The following is a 22,520-nucleotide window of genomic DNA, read 5'->3' as shown; positions in this document are numbered from 1 at the left end:
GGGGCCTCACTTGACGACCAGTGAGGTCCAGGCGTTGATCCAGTCCTCACGGTGCTCGGCGATCTTCTGCGGCGCGACGGTCCGCGCTCCGTCGGCGTCCGCTCCGTACCGCGTGAACACATCCGGCAGCGGCGTCCCCTTGACGACCGGATTGACGAACATCTGGAGCGGCATGTCCCGCTGGAAGGTGTCGCTCAGGAGGAAATCGAGGAGCGCCTTGCCGCCCTCCGGGTTGGGCGCACCATCGAGCAGACCCGCGAACTCCGTCTGCCGGAAGCACGTCCCGGTCGCGACGCCCGTGGGTGCGTCCTTGGGGCGCGGGTCCGCGTAGAGGACCTCGACGGGCGGGCTGGAGGCGTACGAGACGACGAGCGGCCGGTCGCCGCCGGCCTTGCGGCCCCCCGAGGAGCCCGAGAACTCCTCGTTGTACGCCTGCTCCCAGCTGTCGACGACCTTGACCCCGTTGTCGCGAAGTTTCTTCCAGTACGACTTCCAGCCCTGCTCCCCGTACTGCGCGACGCTGCCGAGGAGGAAGCCGAGCCCCGGCGAGGATGTCGCCGTGTTCTCCGTGACGAGCAGGTTCTTGTAGGCAGGGTCGGCGAGGTCGTCGAGGCTCTGCGGCGGGTCGAGCTTCTCGTCCTTGAAGTACTTCTTGTCATAGTTGACGCATATATCGCCCGTGTCGACGGGGGTGACGCGGTGCCGCTTGCCGTCGAGCTGGATATCGGCGGGGACGGCGGAGAGCCCCTTTGCCTCGTACGGCTGGAAGACGCCTTGCTCCAGGGCGCGGGACAGCAGCGTGTTGTCGACGCCGAAGAAGACGTCGCCCTGGGGGTGTCCCTTGGTGAGGACGGCCTGGTTCACCGCTTGGCCCGCGTCGCCGCTCTTGAGGACCTTGAGGCGGTACCCGGTTTTCTGCTCGAACTTTTTCAGCACGCTCTTGGAGGCAGCGAAGGAGTCGTGGCTGACGAGGGTGACCGTCTTGCCGCTCGACGAGCCGGTATCGGACCCCGAGTCGTCGCCACAGGCGGCGAGGCTTGTAGCAGCCAGACCCGCGGCGATGATGGCGGCGACGGTCCTGCGTCGGGTGGTCATGGATTCCTCCTGGGGTTGGCCAGGAGAAGACGCGGCCCTGCCCGCGGCCGACGGGGCCGCGGGCAGGGCACAACAGCACGAGTGGTGACCGAACTCCCTACCCGGAATGACCCGGGCGAGGTTCAGAGGGTCTGCGACCTATACACCGACTGCCGGTGTGATGTCGCACTCTCAGCGCTGCGGCGCTCCCCTGTCGGAATGTGTACGTCGTACGGAGTATGAAGATGTCGCGCTCCCGGACACGCCGCGAGCGATGGTGCTCGCACACCCTATCGCTACGTCGCGCGCGGGCCCGCGCCGTGCACGCGGCGTCCCCTACGCGCGACGCGTCCCTGCACAGCCCACGCTGCCCACGCCGCGCCCTGCACACGCCGCGCGCTCCACCGCCGCGCCGCGTCCTCCACACGCCGCGCGCTCCACCGCCACGCCGCACCTCACCACCGCGGCACCACGCCACCGCCGGAGCGCCCACACCCCGTCGCGCGGTGCTCAGCGTTCCGCCGCCGCCAGCTGCCCGCACGCCCCGTCGATCTCCTGTCCCCGCGTGTCGCGCACCGTCACCGGCACACCGTGCGCCGCGATCGCGTCCACGAAGGCGCGCTCGTCCTCCGGCCGCGACGCGGTCCACTTCGACCCGGGCGTCGGATTGAGCGGAATCAGGTTGACGTGCACGCGCTTGTTCTTCAGGAGCCGGCCCAGAAGGTCGCCCCGCCACGCCTGGTCGTTGATGTCGCGGATGAGCGCGTACTCGATCGACACGCGCCGCCCCGACTTCTCCGCGTACTCCCACGCGGCGTCCAGGACCTCACGGACCTTCCACCGCGTGTTGACCGGCACCAGCGTGTCCCGCAGTTCGTCGTCCGGAGCGTGCAAAGAGACCGCGAGCCTGCACTTGAACCCCTCGTCCGCGAAACGATGGATCGCGGGCACCAGGCCCACCGTGGATACGGTGATGCCGCGCTGCGAGAGCCCGAGCCCGTCAGGCTCCGGGTCGGTGAGCCTGCGGATCGCGCCCACGACGCGGTTGTAGTTGGCGAGCGGCTCCCCCATCCCCATGAAGACGATGTTGGAGAGCCTCGCCGGCCCGCCGGGAATCTCCCCGTCACGCAGCGCGCGCATGCCCTCGACGATCTGGTGCACGATCTCGGCCGTCGAGAGATTGCGGTCGAGCCCGGCCTGCCCTGTCGCGCAGAACGGGCAGTTCATCCCGCAGCCCGCCTGGGAGGAGATGCACATGGTGACGCGGTCCGGGTAGCGCATAAGTACCGATTCGACGAGCGTGCCGTCGAAGAGGCGCCACAGCGTCTTGCGCGTCGTGTCGTCGTCGCACGAGATATGCCGCACGACCGACATCAGCTCGGGCAGCAGTTGCTCCTGGAGCCGCCCCCGCGCCGCGGCGGGGATGTCGGTCCACTGCGCCGGGTCTTGCGCGTAGCGCGCGAAGTAGTGCTGCGAGAGCTGCTTGGCGCGGAAGGGCTTCTCGCCGATGGCGGCGACGGCCTCCTTGCGCTCGGCGGGGCTGAGGTCGGCGAGGTGACGAGGGGGCTTCTTGGCACCGCGCGGCGCGACGAAGGTGAGTTCTCCCGGTGCGGGCGGCATGGGCCAGTACTCCTCAGATACGGTGCGGCGCCGCGCGCCCCTGGGGACGCGACGACGCGCCGGGTGGGCGCCTCGGGGGCGGCGTACGGGGCGCGCGACGTCGCCCCGCTGGGCGCGACGCGGCGTGAGCCCGTACACGAAAGGGTCCGCCGTACGTCACGGCGGACCCTTTCAGCGTAACGCGCGCCCGGACCACTCCCCGAGCCGAAGGACGGACACCGGTCCGAGCCCGAGCCAGACCTCGGCCCGAGCCACCCGGAGCTCAGCCCGAGCCGACGAACAGGACGAGCAGTAGCCACACGACGGGCGCCGTGGGCAGCAGCGAGTCGAGCCGGTCCATGATGCCGCCGTGGCCGGGAAGCAACGTCCCCATGTCCTTGATCCCCAGGTCCCGCTTGATCATGGACTCACCGAGGTCGCCCAGGGTGGCGCTGGCAGCGACGGCCAGGCCGAGGAGCAGCCCCTGCCACCACTGCCCGTCGTCGATCATGAACTGCATCAGCAGCGCCCCGGCGACCATCGCGAAGCTCACCGCGCCCAGGAGACCTTCGCGCGTCTTGCCCGGGCTGATGCGGGGCGCGAGCTTGTGCGTGCCGAAGCGCCAGCCCACCGCGTAGGCCCCGGTGTCGCTGACGACAGTGAGCACGAGGAAGAGCAGCACGCGCCGCGGCCCGTCGTCCGCGGTGAGCAGCAGCGCGACGAACGTCGCGAGGAACGGCACGTAGAACGTCGCGAACACGCCCGCCGTGACGTCCCGCAGGTAGCCCTCCGGCGGCTGGAACATCCGCCACACGAGCACGACGAGCGCCGTCAGCGCCATCGCCACCCACGCGCCCTCGGCGCCCCGCACGTAGCCCGCGACGACCATCGCGACGCCGCCCGCGGCGAGCGGGATCAGCGGCGCCTTGATCTGCTTGCGCTCGGCGAGGCGGGAGGTCAGTTCCCACAGGCCGACGACGACGGCGAGCGCTATGACGCCGACGAAGACGGCCTTGACGATGAACAACGACGCGACGACAACGACCCCGAGACCGAGACCGACCCCTATGGCCGCCCCCAGGTTCCGGCCGGCGCTCTTCTTCTGCCTGCCGGGGCTCGGTGCGGAGGACGGCTGCACAGGCGTCGGGGACGACTGCGCGGCCGGGGAGACGGGGGGTACGGGCTCGGGTCGGCCGGGCTCCCGCGGCACCTCGTCGCGGAACAGGGGACCACTCAGCCGAGCGGCCCCCCGGTCGTCGTCCTGGTCGCCGCCGTTCGCGGGTACGTCGGGCACGATGGGCATGGGCCGAGTCTCTTGGACGTCATGCGCTTCGTACACGGGACCCGCCGAGGCAGCCCCCTGTCCGGAGGTGGGCCACGGCTCGCCGTATCCGGTACGGGGCGGCGCGTCCCAGGAGGAGTCGTTCATCAGACCTCAAGCAGCTCGGATTCCTTGTGCTTGAGCAGCTCGTCCACCTGCGCGACGTACTTCGCGGTGGTGTCGTCGAGCTCCTTCTCCGCGCGGCGCACCTCGTCCTCGCCGGTCTCCTTGTCCTTGACCAGCTTGTCGAGGGCGTCCTTGGCCTTGCGGCGCACGGCGCGGATCGAGACGCGCGCGTCCTCGCCCTTGGTCCGTGCGACCTTGATGAACTCCTTGCGGCGTTCCTCGGTCAGCTCGGGGAAGACCACCCGGATGATATGTCCGTCGTTGCTCGGGTTGACGCCGAGGTCCGAGTCGCGGATGGCCTGCTCGATGTTGCGCAGCGCGCTCTTGTCGAACGGGGTCACGACGGCCATACGGGGCTCGGGCACCGAGAACGAGGCGAGCTGGTTGATCGGCGTCATCGCCCCGTAGTAGTCCGCGACGATCTTGTTGAACATCGCGGGGTGCGCGCGACCGGTACGAATGGCGGCCAAGTCCTCCTTGGCGACCACCACGGCCTTCTCCATCTTCTCCTCTGCTTCGAGGAGGATCTCTTCGATCACCACTTGCTCCTGCGTGTCTTGAGTTGGCCTGATGAGGTTCGTCCCGCCGCGGGGGCGAGAGGCGCACAGGTCCGGCTGCGTCGCTTCCGTACTGCACGGTGTCCGAGCGACGGGGCTTTGTCCATCCCGTCACTCGGCGACGGCGCTCCGTGCTCGCCCGCGAGGGCGGCCGGAGCACGCGGCGGTCAGGCCCGAGTGCCCTGGTCGCTCACGAGCGTGCCGATCTTCTCACCCTTGACCGCCCGGGCGATATTGCCCGCGGTCAGCAGCTCGAAGACGAGGATCGGGAGCTTGTTGTCGCGGCAGAGGGTGATGGCGGTCATGTCGGCGACCTTGAGGTCGCGCGTGATGACCTCGCCGTAGCCGAGGGCGTCGAACTTGACGGCGTCGGCGTTGGTCTTCGGGTCCGAGTCGTAGACGCCGTCCACGCCGTTCTTGCCCATGAGGAGGGCTTCGGCGTGGATCTCCAGGGCGCGCTGCGCGGCGGTGGTGTCGGTGGAGAAGTACGGCATTCCCATGCCGGCGCCGAAGATGACGACGCGTCCCTTCTCCAGGTGCCGCACGGCGCGCAGCGGGATGTACGGCTCGGCCACCTGCCCCATCGTGATCGCCGTCTGGACGCGGGAGTCGATGCCCTCCTTCTCCAGGAAGTCCTGGAGAGCGAGGCAGTTCATGACGGTGCCGAGCATGCCCATGTAGTCGGAGCGCGCGCGGTCCATGCCGCGCTGCTGGAGCTCGGCGCCGCGGAAGAAGTTGCCCCCGCCGATGACGACGGCGATCTGGGCGCCGTCGCGTACGACGGCGGCGATCTCGCGCGCGATGGTGTGCACCACGTCGGGGTCGACCCCGAGCCCGCCACCACCGGCGAACGCCTCACCGGACAGCTTCAGCAAGAAGCGGCCGGCGCCCTTGCCGTGCACGCTGGAATCGGTGGTTTTATCGGCTTCGGCCGTCGTCATGGGGTTCTCCTCGTGATGCACATAGCAAGAAGGCCATTGCCGGCGGGCGTCGTGGGCACCCCGTGCACGGCAATGGCCTCCTCGTCAGATCAGCGCCTCGTCCCGCGCCCTGTGGGGTACGGGACAAGAAGCTCCGCGTCCCCTCCGGCGCATGCCGGGCGGGACGCCGAGCCGGTCGTGGTGCGGACTCAGATGCCGACCTTGATGCGCACGAAGCGCTTCAGGGTGACACCGGCCTCGTCCAGGACCTTCTTGACGGACTTCTTGTTGTCCTTGGCGAACGGCTGGTCGAGGAGGGTGACCTCCTTGAAGAAGCCGTTGACGCGACCCTCGACGATCTTGGGGAGCGCGGCCTCGGGCTTGCCCTCGTTGCGCGAGGTCTCCTCGGCGACGCGACGCTCGGACTCGACGACCTCGGCCGGGACGTCCTCGCGCGAGAGGTACTTCGGGCTGAAGGCGGCGATGTGCTGCGCGACGTCCTTGGCGACCTCGGCGTTCTCCTTGTCGAGCTCGACGAGGACACCGATCTGCGGCGGCAGGTCGGGCATCGTGCGGTGCATGTACGCCGCGACGTAGCCGCCGGAGAACTGCGCGAAGCGGTCGAGGACGATCTTCTCGCCGAGGTTGGCGTTGGCCTCGTCCACGTACGCCTGGACGGTCTTGCCGGCCTCGATCTCGGAGGCGAGCAGCGCCTCCAGGTCGGCGGGGGACGACTTCGCGATGTGCTCGGCGAGCGTGTTGGCGACGGCCTGGAACTTCTCGCCCTTGGCGACGAAGTCGGTCTCGCACTTCAGCTCGACGAGGACGCCGGAGGTGTGGTCGTCGGCGAGGAGGGAGACGACGGCGCCGTTCTCGGCGGAGCGGCCCTCGCGCTTGGCGACGCCCTTCTGGCCCTTGACGCGGAGGAGCTCGACGGCCTTGTCGACGTCGCCCTCGGCCTCGTCCAGCGCCTTCTTGCAGTCCATCATGCCGGCGCCGGTCAGCTCGCGGAGCTTCTTGACGTCGGCAGCGGTGTAGTTCGCAGCCATGATCCTGTGAGTCTTTCTCGAAGTCTGGAGGGCGCGGTCCGTACGGCGCGGCCCTATCGCCGCCACCGGAGGGCGAGCGGCGTGGGCACCCTCGGACCGCGGGATTCTACGGGTGGACGGCGGGGGCCGCGTGGCCCCCGCCGTCACCAACCCCGGAAGGTCAGGCCTGCTCGGCCGACGCCTCGACGGTCTCGGCCGGGGCCTCGGCGGCCGGAACCTCGACGGCCTCGGCGTCGGCGACCTTCTCGGTCTCGGCGGAGGTCTGGACCTCGGCCTCGGCGGGGGCCTCGTCCTTCTTCTCGCCGTCGAGCAGGTCGCGCTCCCACTCGGCCAGCGGCTCACCGGCGGCCTTCTCGCCCGGCTTGGAGTCGCCGGTGGCGGCACCGGAGCGGGCGATGAGGCCCTCGGCGACGGCGTCGGCGATCACGCGGGTGAGCAGGGTGACGGAGCGGATCGCGTCGTCGTTGCCCGGGATCTTGTAGTCGACCTCGTCGGGGTCGCAGTTGGTGTCGAGGATCGCGACGACCGGGATGTTGAGCTTGCGCGCCTCACCGACGGCGATGTGCTCCTTCTTGGTGTCCACGATCCAGACGGCGCTGGGCACCTTCTGCATCTCGCGGATACCGCCGAGGGTCTTCTCCAGCTTGGCCTTCTCGCGGGAGAGAACGAGCAGCTCCTTCTTGGTGAGGCCGGAGGCGGCCACGTCCTCGAAGTCGATCTGTTCCAGTTCCTTCAGGCGCTGGAGGCGCTTGTAGACGGTGGAGAAGTTGGTGAGCATGCCGCCCAGCCAGCGCTGGTTCACGTAGGGCATGCCGACGCGGGTGGCCTGCTCCGCGATGGCCTCCTGCGCCTGCTTCTTCGTGCCGACGAACATGACCGTGCCGCCGTGGGCGACGGTCTCCTTGACGAACTCGTAGGCGCGGTCGATGTACGACAGCGACTGGAGCAGGTCGATGATGTAGATGCCGTTGCGCTCCGTGAAGATGAAGCGCTTCATCTTCGGGTTCCAACGACGGGTCTGGTGACCGAAGTGGACGCCGCTTTCCAGCAGCTCCCGCATCGTGACGACGGCCATGGCCGTATCTCCTTGTTTTTCCCGGTTGCGCCGGCCGGTCGGCCAACGCTCCTGACGCCCCGGTCGCGCTGCGCCACAAGGGACCGAGAAGCGCGGACATCGGAGAACCCACCCTCGTACGGGACGAATCCCACCGATGTCGGGGCGTGCGAAGTCGATCCGGGACCCCGGATCGCCACGAGAAGTGTACGGGACCGCCACGCTTCCGGGTGACGGCGATATCCGTAACGGGCCAGTTATCCACAGATCGCCAGAAAGTGGCGTGCCCCACCTTGCGTATGCGTCACTCTTTACTCATGGAGAAACACTCTCCGTGATCACGCGCGGGCCTGTCCGGCCTGGGCGGTGGTCTGACCTGCACAGAGGAAGGCGATGGTCACTGATGGCGACCACTCCTGACGCTTCATTTCGCGCACGCTCCCTCCTGCGTCTGGGTACGGCGGTTCTCGCTGCCGCCTCGGCAACCCTCGCCGCCTCTCTGGCGGCCTGGGCGGCGACATGGGCCGCGCAGGAAGGCCCGGAGGGTGCGGCACACGACTGCACGGCAAGCCGGGCCCGGGCGACGGCGGCTCCGACGCAGTCCCCGCCCCGGACACACACCGCTGGGTGCCCCCCGCAGCGCCACACTGACAGGAGGCCGCCCACTTCGACTCGTACGACTACCACTCGTACGACTACCGTCCGTACGACGAGCACTCGCCCGACCAGCGCCACCGGCAGTCGTATGACCAGCGCCCATAGGACAAGCAGTACATCGGTACGGAAATCCACAGCCCCGGGCGGCGGCGACGGCGGCACGAGCGATAGCGGCCTCGGGAGAAAGTCGCCCCACTCCCCCGCGCCCACGACTCTGGACCCGGCCGCGCGCTCCTGGCCTGTCTCCGCACCGCCCCCGGTACTGCGCGGCTGGGAACCTCCGGCCACCCCGTACGGTCCGGGCCACCGCGGTGTCGATCTGGGAGCGAGTGAGGGCACGGTCGTCCGGGCCGCGGCAGCCGGCCGGGTCGTCTTCGCCGGTCCGGTGGGGGGCCGCGGGGTGGTGAGCGTCGAACTGCCCGGCACCGGCAGCCCTCCGCTACGGACGACGTACGAGCCCGTCGTGGCGTCCGTGCGCAAGGGGGACCTCGTCGAGGCGGGGCAGCCGCTCGGCGTACTGAGCGGAGCCGGCGCGTACCACTGCGGGACCCCGTGCCTGCACTGGGGACTGCGTCGCGGGAAGACGTACCTCAACCCGCTGAGCCTGCTGCCGCCCGAGCTGCTCGGCCTCGGCCCCTCCCGGCTGTTCCCGCCCACCGGCCCCCTCCCGCAGCCGGAGGCACCGCGGTCGAGCGCCTCAGCGGACCCCGCCGCCCATCCGTTGCTGCCGCCCGCCCACCGGCACGTCGCCCGGCCGGTCTCCGCGCGGCAAACGTCGTCCTCTTCTCCGGCCGAACAGCCGGTCCCGGTCTCTGCGCCCGGCCCGCACGCGGTCACCACGCACGGCGGGGCCGGCGAGGAGCGGCCCGCACGCCGGGAGCGGCGGGTCAGCCGCCGGTCACTCCGCGCAGAGCGAGGGCGACGGCCGCGTCGGCGATCTTCCCCGGCTTCTCGGCGACCCCGAGCTCGATCCGGCGCACAGCGGCATCGACGACACCTTGGAGGAGCATCGCCGCGAGGCGCGGCTCCTCGTGGCCGAGGTCGCTGAGCGCGTCCACAACGAGACCGACGAGACCACCGTGCGCGGCGCGGATCTTCTCCCGCGCGCCGCGGTCGAGTTCACTGGCGGAGATCGCGGCGACGGCGCGGTGCCTGCGGTCCCGGACCAGGTCCAACTGACGGCGGACGTACGCCTCGATCTTCTCCGCCGCGGTGGATGCCTCCGTCATGGCGAGCTCGACCTCGGCCGCCCATACGGGGAAGTCGACGGCGCAGAGTTCCTCGACGACGGCGCCCCGGGAACGGAAGTACTCGTAGACCGAGGACCGGGCGAGGCCGGTGCGCTCGGCGAGTGCGGGGAAGGTCAGCGCGTCGGTCCCGCCCTCGGACAACAGGGTCCGCGCGGCGTCCAGCAAGGCACTGCGCTGCATCGCTCGGTGCTCGGCCACGGAGGCCGCTCGAATCCTTGGCACCCGTCCACTTTACGGACGCCGCACCCGTCGGCCCAGGGCGCGGGGTACCGATACATGAAAGGAGGTCAAATTCTCGCAAAGGCACCGTCGCCCCGTACGCGGCCGCCCTGAGCGGGCCGACCACGTCGCGCTCGCCGCGCGGAGCCGGCCTCAGGAGTCGAAACTCGACAACTTCGCGCGGAGCTGGAGCACGGACTTGGTGTGGATCTGGCTGACGCGGCTCTCGGTCACGCCGAGGACGTGGCCGATCTCCGCGAGTGTGAGCCCCTCGTAGTAGTAGAGCATCACCACGGTCTTCTCACGGTCCGGCAGGGAGTTGATGGCCCGCGAGAGCAGTCGGCGCAGCTCGCGTCCCTCCGCGACCTCGACCGGGTTGTCGGCCCCCGTGTCCTCCAGGGTGTCCATGATGCTGAGTCGGCCACCGCCCTCGCTGCCGACACTGAGGAGTTCCTCCAGCGCCACGACGTTGGCGAGGGACAACTGGCTGAAAACGGCGTGCAGGTCCTCCACGCCGACGCCCATCTCCCGCGCCACCTCCGCCTCGGTGGGGGTCCGGTGGAGCTTCGCCTCCAGCGTCGCGTAAGCGCGTTCGACGTTGCGCGCCTTCTGGCGGACGGAGCGAGGAATCCAGTCGAGGGCGCGCAGTTCGTCGATCATGGCGCCGCGAATCCGGGTGATCGCGTAGGTCTCGAACTTGATGGAGCGCTCGATGTCGAACTTTTCGATCGCGTCGATCAGCCCGAATACCCCGGACGAGACGAAGTCGGCCTGCTCGACATTGGGGGGCAAACCGACGCTCACGCGGCCGGCGACGTACTTCACGAGCGGTGAGTAGTGCAGGATCAGCTGCTCTCGGAGCCGCGCGTCACCGGTCGTCTTGTACATGCGCCAGAGTTCGTCAACCGACTGGGGCGCGCGGCGCTGGACACTGTCGCCACCGGCGACAAGGGGAGCTGCCGCGCTGTCGGAGTCGGAGATCTGCTGGGGCATGCGTCGCCTTGGGTCGTTCTGGGCCGAACTGGGGTGTTCGTCTGAGGGATTCGGACGCGGGCCGGGCCCGCGAGGGCGGGGTCCGCCCGGCCGCCTGCTGAGAGTGGGAGTGTCGTGAGCGTAGCGTGACTACGGTGTCGCAATGTGCGCATGTTAGGGGATTACCCGTTTGCAGATACGTTCCGCTCCCCCGGCGAGACCTCGCGTGCCGTTACGCTCCGCGACGGCGCTACGCGCTTCGCCCCCGGGACGGCGGGGACTTGAGCCCCCGCCGTCCCGCTCGGGTCACAGGCGACCACCTCTTTCCCCTCCCGGGGAAGCCGTGGTCCGCGTCCGGCGTGTCAACTTCCAGCCGTCACCGTCCCGTTCGACGAACCCGAGCGCCTGGAGCTCGTACAGGCGCGCGATCACGTCGTCCTTGGCGGTGACAGTGGCCAGGGCGACACTCTCTGCCGACACCATCCCGCGCGCGGGCATCGCGGCGAGCACGGTCGCCGCCTCTCGGCTCAGCAGATCTCTCGGCACGAGGGGTCCGCGCTTCTCCGGAGCCAGTTCCCCTATCTCACCGACCAGTTCCACGATCTCTGCCGCGTCCGTCACCAGGTGGGCCTGGCCGCGTAGGAGTTCGTGCACGCCGGCGGAGAGCCCGCTGGTGGCGGGGCCCGGAACTCCCATGACGTGGCGCCCCAACCGCTCGGCGGCACGTGCGGTGACCAGCGCCCCGCTGCGCAGCGCGGCCTCGACGACCACGGTCCCCCGGGTCAACGCCGCGATGACGCGGTTGCGCGTCACGAAGCGGCTGGGCGTCGGGTGTTCACCCGGCGGCAGTTCACCGACCACGAGCCCCTGCTCGGCGATCCGGGCGAGGAGGCGCGCGTGACCAGGGGGATAGCCGCGGTCGACGCCGCAGGCGAGCACCGCCACCGTGCCTCCGGTCGCGCCCAGGGCCCCGCGGTGCGCTGCCCCGTCGATTCCGAACGCTCCCCCCGAAGCGACGACCCAGCCCCGCTCCGCGAGGCCCACGGCGAGCGCCCCGGCCAGGTAGGTGCCGTAGTCCGTGCAGGCTCTTGCCCCCACGACGGCGACCGCTCGCAGCGACCACACGCGCAGGTCAGCGGGTCCGCGCACCCACAGTCCCAATGGGCGGGTGTCTTGGAGATCGTCGAGTTGGGACGGCCATTCGAGGTCTCCTGGACACACGAACCGTGCGCCCACCGCCGCCGCGCGCGCCAGGTCCTGCTCCGGGTCCGCCCGCAGTGCCCGCGCGGCCAGCCCCTCCCAGCGGTCCCTCGTGAAGCCCTTCGGAGGCCCCCCGCCCGCGCGCAGCCGTTCCAGGAGCGGCGAGGCACCACCACTGGTGCGCAGCAGGGCACCGGTCTTCGGCTCGCCCGGTTCGAATACCCGGCTGAGCGCGGCGCGCGCCAGGCGTTCGCTGTGCCCCGCCCCGGCGGGCCCTGAGGCGATCTCGCTCATGCGGGGACTCCGGTCGTGAGGGCGGCTCCGCGGCGTACGCCGGTACGGAGTTCGAGAGCCAGCGCCAAGGCCGCCGCGTCGGGGCGGTCGTGACCCGCGAGGTCGGCCAGGGTCCAGGCAACGCGCAGCACCCGGTCGAGGCCCCGGGCCGTCAGCAGGCCGCGTTCCAGGTCCCTCGCCACAGCGTCGAGCGCGCCAGGAGCGAGTGGCCAGCGGGTGCGCAGCTCGTGGCCGGGTACCTCGCTGTTGCAGTGCCACGGCTCGTCGCGGTACCGGGCGAGCGCGCGCTCCCGCGCCTCGCGCACCCGTGCGGCCACGACGCTCGTGGACTCGTTGTCGGCACGGTCCCGGTGGAGCTCTGCCCGGCCGATGGGATCGACACGTACGTGCAGATCCACCCGGTCGAGCAGCGGACCGGAGATCCGGGCCTGGTAGCGCCGCACCATGGCGGGCGGGCACTCGCAGGGGTCGCCCACGAGGCCGCTGCGGCCGCAGGGGCAGGGGTTGGCCGCGAGGACCATGAGGAACTTCGCCGGAAGCCGCACCACCCCGGCCGAACGCGCGATCACCACGTACCCCGATTCGAGCGGCTGCCGCAGGGAGTCCAGCACTTGCGCATGGAACTCGGGTGCCTCGTCGAGAAAAAGCACTCCTCTGTGCGCCAGCGAGACGGCGCCGGGCCGGGGCAGCCCGGCGCCGCCACCCACGAGTGACTGCATCGTCGCGGAGTGGTGCGGCGCGCAGTACGGCGGTGACTCCACCAGTGGCCGCCCGGGCGGCAGCATGCCCGCCACGGAGTGCACGGCGGTGACCTCCAGGGACTCGGGGCGGGTCAGTGGCGGAAGAATGCCGGGCAGCCGCTCAGCGAGCATGGTCTTCCCCGCTCCCGGCGGCCCGTGCAGCAACAGGTGGTGCCCGCCGGCGGCGGCGACCTCCAGGGCGCGGCGAGCGGTGTACTGGCCCGCGACGTCCTGCAGGTCCGGCTGTCGGTCCGTGAGACCGGGGGCCACACCGGTCCCGAGGCCCGCGCCCGGCATCGACAGGCCCGCGAGCAGTGGATCGGGGCGGCCTGGGACGAGTGGTTCCTCCTCGGGAACCGTCTCGCCGGCGAGCACGGCGACGAGCTGGCGCAGACTGCGTACCCCGAGGACGGACATCCCGGGTACGAGAGCCGCCTCGGCCGCTGAGCTCTCCGGGACGACCACGTGGCGGTAGCCGGCGTCGGCCGCGGCGAGGACGCCCGGCAGGATGCCGCGTACCGGCCGTACGCGTCCGTCGAGGCCCAGCTCGCCGATCATCACGAGGTCGGCGACCGCGGCGGGGTCGATCCGCTCCGTGGCGCCGAGGACGGCACAGGCGACCGCGAGGTCGAAGCCGCTGCCGCTCTTGGGGACCGAAGCGGGGCTGAGTCCGACGGTCAGCTTCTTCTGCGGCCATTCGGCACCGGAGTTGACGACGGCGGCACGCACTCTGTCCCGGCTTTCGACCAAGCTCTTGTCGGGCAGCCCGACGAGGGCGAAGGCCGCGACGCCCGGTTCGAGGTCGGCCTGGACCTCGACCACGACCGCGTCGATTCCGAGCAGAGTCACCGAGCAGGTACGGGCGAAGCCCATTCAGCCCACCCCCCGCACGTGCTCGATCTCCGGAGTCCCCGACCGCCGCGGGACGAGGACCCCCACAAGATCGATGCGCACGCCTCCCGGCGGTGCCCCTCCGTGCTTGCTCAGCCACAACTCCGCGAGCCGCCGCAATCGCTCCACCTTCGCGGTCCTCACCGCCGCCATGGGGTGCTCGAAACCCTCCGCCTTGCGGGTCTTCACCTCGCAGATGACCAGGGCGTCGCCGTCCATGGCCACGATGTCGACCTCGCCGGCCCGCCCGCACCTCCAATTGCGTGCCACGATGCGCAGCCCAGCCGTGCGGAGCGCCCGCACCGCGGCTTCCTCGCCGTACTTGCCCAGCGCCGTTCTGGTGTTCACGGACACCACCTCCTTCCTCACCGACTGTGACGGACGGCGAGGGCGCGCGGGAGGGCCGAACGAGAATCTGTGGATAACTTCGAAGAAAAAGAAAAATCGCCCACCCGTTCGGGTGATGCGTGTCGGCGGGAACGCTGAGTTATCCCCAGGCTGGACCGCGTACCCGTCTTCATGGGGTAAGGCGGGACGCCGAAGGGGCCCCGGCGCTCGCGCGCGGGGCCCCTTCGGGTCGGTTCGTCGTCGCTGTTCAGCCGCCGGGAAGATCCAGGTCGGTCTTGTTCAGCTCCTCGATGTTCACGTCCTTGAACGTGAGCACCCGCACCTGCTTCACGAAGCGTGCGGGGCGGTACATGTCCCAGACCCAGGCGTCCGCCATGGACACCTCGAAGAACACCTCTCCCTGCACCGAGTGCACCTGCATCTCGTAGTCGTTCGTCAGGTAGAAGCGCCGTTCGGTCTCGATCACGTATTTGAACAGGCCGACGACGTCGCGGTACTCCCGGTAGAGCTTCAGCTCCATCTCGGTCTCGTACTTTTCGAGGTCCTCGGCGCTCATGACGGTTCTCCTTCAGCCGTGCGTCCCCCCATTGTGCGCCTGCCCATCCGCTCTCAGGCGATTTCAGTGGCGAGGATCTCGGGCACCGGAGGCGGCCCCCCGCGCAGCAGACGTCGCAGGAGCGAGGCCAGCCGGGTGGGATACACGGTCTCCGACGTGGCCTCCAGCTCGGCGCACGTCCACCACCGGGCGTCGTCGACGCTGCTGCGCTCCAGGTCGGTCAGCCCCTCCGCGACGGTACCGGTCTGCGCCGTACGGGCGAGGTAGTACCACTCGTCCTGGTCCCAGCGCCGGCCCGCGAACGAGAAGGAACAGGTCCGTCTCCACAGCAGGGGGCCCAAGGCGACCTCGGTGATCCCCGTCTCCTCCCTCAGCTCCCTCAGCGCCGCCTGCTCCCGCGTCTCGGTCCCCTCCAGGCCCCCGCCGGGGGTGAACCACCACGCGTCGGTCACGTCGCCCGGCTCGTGTCCGTGAATCAGGAGGATGCGGTCATCCGGATCGAGCAGGACGACGCGCGCTACGCGGCGTAGTGGAGTGGTGTCGTGCGGCAGAGCCGCCTGGGGCACAGGCCGTGACGCGACGTCGCGCGCGCCATCTGCCCGCGCGGCGTCTCCGGGGTGTCGCACCCCGTCACCCAGCGTGGCGTCGTACGCGCCGAGCGGAGCGTCAGACGGCGACATCGACCCGCCGTGCGTGTCCGCCGCGCCATCGCCCCCGCGCACCATGCCGTCGCGCGCCGCGCCCTCACGTACCGCGCCCTCACGTACCGCGCCCTCACGCGCCGCGTCGTCACACGCCGCGTCGTCACGCCCCGCGCCGCCCCGGCGGCCCACGTCGTCCGCGTACGTACCGCCGTCCCGGCGCGTACGCCCGTCTCCACCGCCCTCAGGCCGCACTCGCCGCCGCCGCCCTCCGGCGTCGCGCGGCGCGGCGTCGCGCGCCACGTTGCGCGATCGGGCCGTACGCCGCGCCGCCGAGGATCAGTACGGCGCCCAGAACGACGGAGCCGAGGAGGAGGCGCAGCGGTCCAGGCGTGGAGATGCCGCCCGGGAGCCCGGCGAAGCCGCTCGGGCGCTCCAGCATGCCGCGCCACGGCACGACGACGGCGTCCACGCGTGCCGAGACCGCGGAGCGGGGCACGGAGCCGCGCGCGACGTCGTCGAGGTGGGCGGTGGAGTCGAGGGAGCCGGCGCGTTCGTCGCCTAGGAGGAAGAGGCGGCCCTTGGGCACGGCCGTCTCGGGCAGTCGCGTGCCGCGGTGCGCGGCGTCGGTGGGGAGGTACGGCTCGGCGATCTGCTCACCGTTGACCGTGAGATGACCGTTCGTGCAGCAGGCGACCTTGTCCCCGCCCACGGCCACGACGCGTTTGACCAGCGTCTCGTCGCCCCAGGCGCGGTCCTTGAAGACGACCACGTCGCCGCGGCGTACCTCGTCGCCCGCTATGCGTTGCCCGAGTACGCGGTCCCCGGCGTCGATGGTCGGGGTCATGGAGGGCGTGGGCACCGTGTACGGCCGGTACTCCCAGGCCCCCCAGGCGAAACCACCGACGAGCAGCACGAATCCCAGTGCGACGACGATGCCCGACAGCACGTTTCCCCTACGGCTTCCGGGCGGGGCCGTACCGGACGATGCGCTCATGGTGGTGCCCCCAGATGGAACGGTGCGTCACCGGGCCGGCGCACCCGGCACACGGGGCGTCCGGCCGCGATGATCGCCGGTCTGGGGAGGCACCCTACCCGTCGGTACGCTCGGCAGAAAGCCTCCGCCTGCGCCAGAGCACGAGCGGGAAGGCGCCCACGAGGCCGAGGGCGGCCGGAGCGGTGGCGGAGGCCGCGGCGTTGAGGCCGGACTGGTGGAAGGTGTCGGGGACCGAGAGCGTGGACCAGCGGTTCGGCGGCCAGGCGATCACGAAGGCGCGGCCGATGACGTTGTCGACCGGGACGAAGCCCTGGTTGCGGTCGGTCTGGTGGTACCGCGAGTCGGCCGACGCCTGACGGTGGTCACCCATCACCCACAGCTTGTCCTTGGGCACCTTGACCTTGAACTGCCCGCCTTCGTCAACCGAGCAGGGGGTGTTCCCCTGGAAGACGTACGGCTCGTCGAGCGGCTTGCCATTGACCTTGAGGGGGCCGGTGCCATTGCACTCGACGGTGTCACCGCCGACCCCGATGACGCGCTTGATCAGGTCCTTCTCATCCGCGGACGGCATGAGCCCGATGAAGCTGAGGCCCTTCTGGAGAATGTTGGGCGTGGGCGTGGGCTCGTTCTCCAGCCAGCGGTCAGGGTCCTTGAAGACGATCACCTCGCCGCGCGAGGGCTTCGAACCGAACCACGGCGTGAGCTTGTCGACAAGCACCCGGTCGCTCACCTGGAGGGTGTTCTGCATCGAGCCGGACGGGATCGAGAACGCCTGCACCAGGAACGTCTTGATGATCAGCGCCAGGACCAGGGCGATGACGATCAGCAGCGGCAGTTCCTTCCAGAATGGCCGCGGCTTCTTCGGGGCGCTGGTCCTGCCATGGCCTCGCGGGGTGTCCGCTTCGGACTCGGTCACCTCAGGCTCCCGCCCTTCTCCGGCGCCGGCCGGTCCCGCGCCTCCCTGCTCCGGCTCTTCCGGCCCCTCGTGTCCCGACCGGGCGCCCACCGCGACGTCCCCCACGCTCTCTCCTCACTTCGAGCCATTGCCCGCGCCGTAGGAGGCGCGGGCCCACCACTCCCATAACGAGCGGGAGTTCCGCAGGGGTCGGGAGCGCGACGCCGGCCTTCGGCCGCGCCTGGGCCAGACTATGCGAGTCCTCTGTGCGTACGGGCCAGCCGGACGCCGCGTCGGGGACCCGCGCGAAGCGCTCCCTGTGCCCCGGCGTGGACCAGTGCCCCAGAGGCCAGACGACGGCGACGGCGCGCCCGACCACGGCGTCTTCCGCGACGGTTCCGTCGTAGCCCGCGTCGGGGTGGAAACGGGAGTCGCCCGAGTTCGCCCGATGGTCCCCGAGCACGAAGAGGCGCCCGGCCGGGACATGGACCCGGAACTCCACTTCGGAAGGCCTATTCCCCGCACGCACGTACGGCTCTTCCACGGCCTGGCCGTTGACGGTGACCCGGCCTCGCGCGTCGCAGCACGCGACGGTGTCGCCTCCGACGCCCACGACGCGTTTGATCAGGTCTTTCTCATCAGCGGACGGCAGGAGACCGATGAACGCCAGCCCCTTCTTCAGCTGCCGTACGGGCCCGGACGAGGTGTCCTGGCCCTGCGCCTCCTCACCGAGCCAACCGCCGGGGTCGCGGAAGACGACGACGTCGCCGCGGTGCACGTCGGCGCCGAACCACGGGGTGAGCTTGTCGACGGCCACGCGGTCGCCGATCCGCAGCGTCTCCTCCATCGATCCCGAGGGGATCACGAAGGCCTGCACGAAGAAGGTCTTCAGGACGAGGGCGATGAGCAGCGCCGCGCCCAGGAGGAGGGGGATCTCGCGCAACGTCGCGCGACGTCTGCGGCGCGCGACGCGACGTGCCCGCGCGCGACGTCCCACGTGCCCCACGTCGCGTCGGGTCGGGCTCGCGGTCCCGTACGTCGCCTGCGCGTCGTGCAGCGCCTGCGCGTCGTGCAGCGCCTGCGCGCCGTACGTCGCCTCCTGGTCGTACGTCGCGTCGTCCGTCGCCTCCACGTCGCGCACGGAGCGCGTGGCGTCGTACGCGACGTACCGGGCGGCGTCCGCGTCGTATTGATCGTCGTCCGGGTCGTACCGGGCGGCGCGACCCTCGCGCGGAACCTCGCGGCCTTCGGACGCTGTCGCCTCCTGCTCCTGGTACGAGGCGTGCCACGTCGCGTCGGGTGATGATCCCGCCGGCCCTGCCGCGCGCGACGCGACATCTTCGTCGTCGCCGTCGTCCGCCGTTCCGCGATGCCCCGGCTGTCCCCCGTGCCTACCCATGGGCCGCGGCGGACGGCGCGGGAACGCGTGCGTAGGCGTCGCGTTGTTGCAGGCCGTTCCAGCGGCTCGGCGGCCAGACCACCAGGTCCGCGCGGCCACGTACGGCGGAGAGGGGGATCATGCCGCCGCCCGGCGAACCGAGGTGGTCGCGCGAGTCGGCGGAGTCCGCGCGGTGGTCACCGAGGACGAAGAGGCGTCCGGCCGGGACCACGATGTCGAAGGCGACGTCCGAGGGCGCGTCCCCGGTGTGGAGAAAGGGTTCGGTGACCGGCTTTCCGTTGATCGTGAGCCTGCCGTCCTTGGCGCAGCACCGCACCCGGTCACCCCCGACTCCCACGACGCGCTTGATGTAGTCGCCGTCACCGAAGTACCCGGTGCCGTCGAAGACCACGACGTCGCCGCGGCGCGGCTCGCCGCCGAAACGGTACGCCAGTTTGTCGACCATGACACGGTCGCCGACGTGAAGCGCGGGTTGCATCGACGCGCTCGGAATCCCGAAGGGCTGCGCGACGAAGCGGCTCACGAGGAGCAGGACGACGACGAGAGCCAGTCCCGCGACGGTCCAGACGCCGCCGGGCAGCCAGGACAGACGAGAGCGCGACCTCTCCACCGCCCGGTCCGTCGCTGGTGCGGACGGATTCGGTACGGCGGAGCTGTCGCGCTCCGTGTCCTGCGTTTCGGTGTCCATGGCGCCCCGATGCTATCGGGCGACGCTGTGGGTCCCTCCAGGCCGTGGTGGCCCGGTGCGCGCGGCCCGTCGGCCGCGCGTGCGAGATCAGCTCTCGCGCTTCTCCTTGATCTTCGCGGCCTTGCCGCGCAGCTCACGGAGGTAGTAGAGCTTGGCGCGACGGACGTCACCGCGGGTCACGAGCTCGATCTTCTCGACGATCGGGGTGTGCACGGGGAAGGTGCGCTCCACGCCGACGGAGAAGGAGACCTTGCGGACCGTGAAGGTCTCGCGGACGCCCGCGCCCTGGCGGCGGATGACGACGCCCTTGAACTGCTGCACACGGGAGCGGTTGCCCTCGATGACGCGCACGTGGACGTTGACGGTGTCGCCGGGGCGGAACGACGGGAGGTCGCTGCGCAGCGACGCGGCGTCGACGGAGTCGAGCAGGTTGGACATGTGTGTCTGCTTCCTCGCTGATGCCACAGGTCATCAACGGAACATGGTGATGAGTGAAGGGTGCCGCTTCGCCGGGCGGGCGTCGTTCCCCCTGTGGCAGGGGCGCGCGCCGGACGGACGGCAGCGGCCTATTCTTCCACGTCGGAGGGGGCAGGCCCAAATCGGCCGTCGGGCCCCTGTCGCCAGCCGAGGATCGAGAGCGTCTCGCGGTCCTTCTTGTCGAACGCCGCGGGGTCACAGCGCGCGATGAGGTCGGGGCGGTGCGCGACGGTGCGTGCCAGCGCCTCGTCGCGACGCCAGCGCGCGATACGGCCGTGGTGACCGCTCAGCAGGACGTCGGGGATGCCGTGCCCCCGCCAGGAGGGCGGCTTCGTGTAGACGGGGCCTTCGAGCAGGTCCGCCATGGCTCCGGGGGCGAAGGAGTCGTCGCGGTGCGATTCGGCGTTGCCGAGCACGCCGGGCAGGAGCCGGGCGACGGCCTCGGTGATGACGAGTACCGCGGCCTCGCCGCCCGCGAGCACGTAGTCACCGATGGAGACCTCGTACACGGGCAGCCGCGTCGCGTACTCCTCCATGACGCGCCGGTCGATGCCCTCGTAGCGCGCCGGCGTGAAGATCAGCCACGGGCGGGCCGACAGTTCGACGGCGAGCCGCTGGGTGAAGGGCCGGCCGCTCGGCGTCGGCACGACGAGAACCGGTTCGCGCGCCCCCGCCTCGTAGCCGTCCGCGAGCACCTCGTCGAGCGCGTCGCCCCACGGCTCGGTCTTCATGACCATGCCGGGCCCGCCGCCGTACGGGGTGTCGTCGACCGTGTTGTGACGGTCGTACGTCCAGTCCCGGAGGTCGTGCACGTGGACGTCGAGCTGTCCGCGGGCCCGCGCCTTGCCGACGAGGGAGACATGGAGCGGGTCGAGGTACTCGGGGAAGATCGTGAGCGCGTCGAGACGGAGCGAGGGAGCGACGGGGGACGAGGCGGTCGGGGCCGCGGGCTCGGGCGAGGTGGCGGCGGCAGGCGACGTGGCGGCGGTACGCGGCGCGGGGGCGGTCACCGGGGGTCCTCGGGCGCGACGTCGCGGGACGTCGCGTCGTCGCCGGCGAATGCCGCGTCGCTACGGCGCGACGTCGCGTCGTCCGTACGCGACGTGGTGCGCGGCGCCGCCTCGTCCGACGTCGCGTCCGCTTCCGTACGCGACGTCTCCCGCTCCGACGCGACGTCGGCCTCGTCCGGATCGAGCAGCCCTCGCGGCGGATTGATCACGGCGCGCTGTTCGTGGAGGTCGATCTCGGTGACGATCTCCTCGACGAAGGGGATCATCACCTCGCTGCCGTCGGGACGCTCGACGATGAAGAGATCCTGCGAGGGAAGGTGTGAGATCTCCGTAATTCGCCCGATCTCCTGCCCGTCCTCGGTGACCACGTCGAGGTCCATGAGCTGATAGTCGTAGAACTCCTCGGGGTCCTCGGGCACCTCCTCCGGATCGATTTCGGCGATCAGCAGAGTGTTGCGCAGCGCCTCCGCGGCGGTGCGGTCCTTCACCCCCGCGAAGCGCAGCAGCAACCGGCCGCTGTGCACCCGCCCCTGCTCGATCGTCAGCGGTCCGGCACCGGGCGGATCGGTCGCGAGCACGGCGCCGGGCGGAAGCCGCAGCTCCGGCTCGTCCGTACGCACCTCGACGGTGACCTCGCCCTTGATGCCGTGGGCACGGCCGATCCGTGCGACTACCAGCTGCACTCTGGGGATCTCCTGTCCTGCTACGACGCCTGCTACGACGTGGGTCCTGGTACGACGACGGGCCGGGGCCGGCCCGAGGGCCCGCCCCGGCCCGCGCCGGTGCTGTGCTGTGTCCGGTGGGACGTCAGCGCGTGTACGAGTTCAGCGCACGTGGTCCACGTCGACGAGATCGACGCGGACGCCACGGCCACCGATGGCACCCACGACGGTGCGCAGGGCGCGCGCGGTGCGGCCACTGCGGCCGATCACCTTGCCGAGGTCGTCGGGATGCACCCGCACCTCGAGAACGCGCCCGCGGCGCAGGGTGCGCTCGGCAACCTGCACATCGTCGGGGTTGTCGACGATGCCCTTCACGAGGTGTTCGAGAGCCTCGTCGAGCATGTCAGCCCTCGGTCGACTCGGACGAGTCGGACTCGTCCTTCTTGTCGGCCTTCTTCGCCTTCTGGGTGATGGCCTCGCCCTTGGGCTCGTCTCCGGCCTTCGCCGAGACGGCCTCGAAGAGACCGCTGTGGTCGGGCTTCGGCTCCGGCTGGAGCAGCGGCGCCGGGGCGGGCTCGCCCTTGAACTTCTGCCAGTCGCCGGTCTTCTTCAGGATGGCGAGCACGGGCTCGGTCGGCTGCGCGCCGACACCCAGCCAGTACGCCACGCGGTCGGCGTCGACCTCGATGCGCGAGGGGTTCTGCACCGGGTGGTACAGACCGATCTCCTCGATCGCACGGCCGTCACGGCGCGTGCGGGAGTCGGCGATGATGATGCGGTAGTGAGGCGCGCGGATCTTGCCCAGACGCTTCAGCTTGATCTTGACTGCCACGGGAGTGGTGTCTCCTGGTCTTGACGGGGTGGGGCACCGGATGATGCCGCGTGGGGTTGCGGAATCCGACCGGGCCCGCAGGACACGTCAGC

23 protein-coding genes, 1 pseudogene and 1 riboswitch are annotated in these 22,520 nt (G+C 70.7%); of the genes and pseudogenes, 1 reads left to right on the top strand and 23 read right to left on the bottom strand.

Going from position 1 to position 22,520, the window contains the following annotated elements; all coding sequences use genetic code 11:
* Positions 1-6 precede the first annotated feature (6 nt).
* The 7 genes from ACIP4O_RS15095 to rpsB all read right to left on the bottom strand — a co-directional run bounded on the left by ACIP4O_RS15095 (position 7) and on the right by rpsB (position 7,721).
* Complete coding sequence (locus ACIP4O_RS15095; RefSeq protein ID WP_401574860.1) at positions 7-1,095, bottom strand: thiamine ABC transporter substrate binding subunit; 1,089 nt, start codon at positions 1,093-1,095, stop codon at positions 7-9.
* Between the two features lie 76 nt (positions 1,096-1,171).
* Positions 1,172-1,297: riboswitch (TPP riboswitch) on the bottom strand.
* Between the two features lie 287 nt (positions 1,298-1,584).
* A complete protein-coding gene (gene rlmN, locus ACIP4O_RS15090) occupies positions 1,585-2,694 on the bottom strand; it encodes a 23S rRNA (adenine(2503)-C(2))-methyltransferase RlmN (protein WP_401574859.1) in 1,110 nt (369 codons plus the stop codon).
* Between the two features lie 262 nt (positions 2,695-2,956).
* Positions 2,957-4,102: a phosphatidate cytidylyltransferase gene (locus ACIP4O_RS15085; RefSeq protein WP_361330297.1), complete on the bottom strand. Its 1,146-nt coding sequence runs from the start codon at positions 4,100-4,102 to the stop codon at positions 2,957-2,959.
* A complete protein-coding gene (gene frr / locus ACIP4O_RS15080; RefSeq protein WP_361330294.1) occupies positions 4,102-4,659 on the bottom strand; it encodes a ribosome recycling factor in 558 nt (185 codons plus the stop codon). The genes ACIP4O_RS15085 and frr overlap by 1 nt, the downstream gene beginning before the upstream one ends.
* 185 nt (positions 4,660-4,844) lie before the next feature.
* Entirely contained in the window at positions 4,845-5,618 is a 774-nt protein-coding gene (gene pyrH / locus ACIP4O_RS15075; protein WP_361330291.1) for a UMP kinase, read from the bottom strand.
* 188 nt (positions 5,619-5,806) lie between these two features.
* Positions 5,807-6,646 carry a translation elongation factor Ts gene (tsf, locus tag ACIP4O_RS15070; RefSeq protein WP_401574858.1) on the bottom strand — a complete coding sequence of 280 codons (840 nt, stop codon included), beginning with the start codon at positions 6,644-6,646 and terminating at the stop codon, positions 5,807-5,809.
* A 160-nt stretch (positions 6,647-6,806) separates the two neighbouring features.
* The gene (rpsB, locus tag ACIP4O_RS15065) at positions 6,807-7,721 is read right to left on the bottom strand and encodes a 30S ribosomal protein S2 (protein WP_401574857.1); all 915 of its coding nucleotides are present in this window, start codon (positions 7,719-7,721) and stop codon (positions 6,807-6,809) included.
* Between the two features lie 136 nt (positions 7,722-7,857).
* Between rpsB and ACIP4O_RS15060 the strand changes: the two are divergent.
* Positions 7,858-8,895: pseudogene (locus tag ACIP4O_RS15060) on the top strand (peptidoglycan DD-metalloendopeptidase family protein); the annotation flags it as partial.
* 349 nt (positions 8,896-9,244) lie between these two features.
* Here ACIP4O_RS15060 and ACIP4O_RS15055 read toward each other — a convergent pair.
* The 16 genes from ACIP4O_RS15055 to rpsP form a co-directional block, all read right to left on the bottom strand.
* Positions 9,245-9,805: a TetR/AcrR family transcriptional regulator gene (locus ACIP4O_RS15055; protein WP_401574856.1), complete on the bottom strand. Its 561-nt coding sequence runs from the start codon at positions 9,803-9,805 to the stop codon at positions 9,245-9,247.
* A gap of 174 nt (positions 9,806-9,979) precedes the next feature.
* Entirely contained in the window at positions 9,980-10,819 is an 840-nt protein-coding gene (whiG, locus tag ACIP4O_RS15050) for an RNA polymerase sigma factor WhiG (protein ID WP_401574855.1), read from the bottom strand.
* A gap of 285 nt (positions 10,820-11,104) precedes the next feature.
* Positions 11,105-12,292, bottom strand: a complete 1,188-nt coding sequence (gene dprA / locus ACIP4O_RS15045; RefSeq protein ID WP_401574854.1) for a DNA-processing protein DprA — start codon at positions 12,290-12,292, stop codon at positions 11,105-11,107.
* A complete protein-coding gene (locus ACIP4O_RS15040) occupies positions 12,289-13,905 on the bottom strand; it encodes a YifB family Mg chelatase-like AAA ATPase (RefSeq protein WP_401574853.1) in 1,617 nt (538 codons plus the stop codon). The genes dprA and ACIP4O_RS15040 overlap by 4 nt, the downstream gene beginning before the upstream one ends.
* Complete coding sequence (locus tag ACIP4O_RS15035; RefSeq protein WP_401574852.1) at positions 13,906-14,271, bottom strand: YraN family protein; 366 nt, start codon at positions 14,269-14,271, stop codon at positions 13,906-13,908.
* A gap of 247 nt (positions 14,272-14,518) precedes the next feature.
* Entirely contained in the window at positions 14,519-14,827 is a 309-nt protein-coding gene (locus ACIP4O_RS15030) for a DUF2469 domain-containing protein (RefSeq protein WP_007821609.1), read from the bottom strand.
* Positions 14,828-14,880: 53 nt separating this feature from the next.
* Complete coding sequence (locus ACIP4O_RS15025) at positions 14,881-15,507, bottom strand: NUDIX hydrolase (protein ID WP_401574850.1); 627 nt, start codon at positions 15,505-15,507, stop codon at positions 14,881-14,883.
* Between the two features lie 205 nt (positions 15,508-15,712).
* Positions 15,713-16,465 carry a signal peptidase I gene (lepB, locus tag ACIP4O_RS15020; protein WP_401574849.1) on the bottom strand — a complete coding sequence of 251 codons (753 nt, stop codon included), beginning with the start codon at positions 16,463-16,465 and terminating at the stop codon, positions 15,713-15,715.
* A 94-nt stretch (positions 16,466-16,559) separates the two neighbouring features.
* Entirely contained in the window at positions 16,560-17,486 is a 927-nt protein-coding gene (gene lepB, locus ACIP4O_RS15015) for a signal peptidase I (protein WP_361330264.1), read from the bottom strand.
* A complete protein-coding gene (gene lepB, locus ACIP4O_RS15010) occupies positions 17,383-18,759 on the bottom strand; it encodes a signal peptidase I (RefSeq protein WP_401574848.1) in 1,377 nt (458 codons plus the stop codon). Before lepB (ACIP4O_RS15010) ends, lepB (ACIP4O_RS15015) begins: the two co-directional genes overlap by 104 nt.
* On the bottom strand, positions 18,752-19,447 hold the full coding sequence (gene lepB / locus ACIP4O_RS15005; protein ID WP_401574847.1) for a signal peptidase I: 696 nt from the start codon (positions 19,445-19,447) through the stop codon (positions 18,752-18,754). Before lepB (ACIP4O_RS15005) ends, lepB (ACIP4O_RS15010) begins: the two co-directional genes overlap by 8 nt.
* An 87-nt stretch (positions 19,448-19,534) precedes the next feature.
* Complete coding sequence (gene rplS / locus ACIP4O_RS15000; protein WP_009068904.1) at positions 19,535-19,885, bottom strand: 50S ribosomal protein L19; 351 nt, start codon at positions 19,883-19,885, stop codon at positions 19,535-19,537.
* 128 nt (positions 19,886-20,013) lie between these two features.
* The gene (gene trmD / locus ACIP4O_RS14995) at positions 20,014-20,934 is read right to left on the bottom strand and encodes a tRNA (guanosine(37)-N1)-methyltransferase TrmD (RefSeq protein WP_401574846.1); all 921 of its coding nucleotides are present in this window, start codon (positions 20,932-20,934) and stop codon (positions 20,014-20,016) included.
* Entirely contained in the window at positions 20,931-21,617 is a 687-nt protein-coding gene (rimM, locus tag ACIP4O_RS14990) for a ribosome maturation factor RimM (protein ID WP_401574845.1), read from the bottom strand. Before rimM ends, trmD begins: the two co-directional genes overlap by 4 nt.
* Positions 21,618-21,758: 141 nt before the next feature.
* Complete coding sequence (locus ACIP4O_RS14985) at positions 21,759-21,998, bottom strand: RNA-binding protein (protein ID WP_009068901.1); 240 nt, start codon at positions 21,996-21,998, stop codon at positions 21,759-21,761.
* A gap of 1 nt (position 21,999) precedes the next feature.
* Entirely contained in the window at positions 22,000-22,428 is a 429-nt protein-coding gene (gene rpsP / locus ACIP4O_RS14980) for a 30S ribosomal protein S16 (protein WP_030995531.1), read from the bottom strand.
* Positions 22,429-22,520 lie beyond the last annotated feature (92 nt).

Origin of the sequence: Streptomyces sp. NPDC088923, from assembly GCF_044749745.1 — a bacterium.
GTDB lineage: Bacteria > Actinomycetota > Actinomycetes > Streptomycetales > Streptomycetaceae > Streptomyces.
This window is presented reverse-complemented; position numbering and strand designations above follow the sequence as displayed.